Origin of the sequence: Mesorhizobium sp. M8A.F.Ca.ET.161.01.1.1 (genome assembly GCF_004792105.1) — a bacterium.
In the GTDB taxonomy this organism is placed as follows: domain Bacteria; phylum Pseudomonadota; class Alphaproteobacteria; order Rhizobiales; family Rhizobiaceae; genus Mesorhizobium.
Genome location: NZ_SRTD01000492.1, coordinates 1 through 283, shown reverse-complemented (window position 1 = coordinate 283; position 283 = coordinate 1). Strand labels below are relative to the sequence as shown.

Here is a 283-nt window from a genome sequence, read left to right as displayed (position 1 = left end):
GACGACGTCCCAGGTGACATTGCCGGACTCGACCTGGGCCTGCAGCTTGGCGATCTCGGTCGGGCCGTCATTGAGCAGCTTGACGCCGGACTTGTCGACGAACTCCTTTAGCGCCGCCGCCTGGCCGTCCTGGTAGATGCCGCCATAGGAGACGAAGGTGAGGGTCTTGCCCTTGAGCGAGCCTTCCTTCACCTCGCCCGCGACAGGCTTGTCTTGTGCGAAGGCGGCGGTCGTCAGAACTCCGAGCGCCAGCACGGCGCCAATACCTGCAAGTTTCGACTTC

Annotated in this window: 1 pseudogene; it reads right to left on the bottom strand. The window is 63.6% G+C overall.

From position 1 onward, the window contains the following. Positions 1 to 264: pseudogene (locus EN804_RS36700) on the bottom strand (ABC transporter); the annotation flags it as partial. Between the last annotated feature and the right edge of the window lie 19 nt (positions 265 to 283).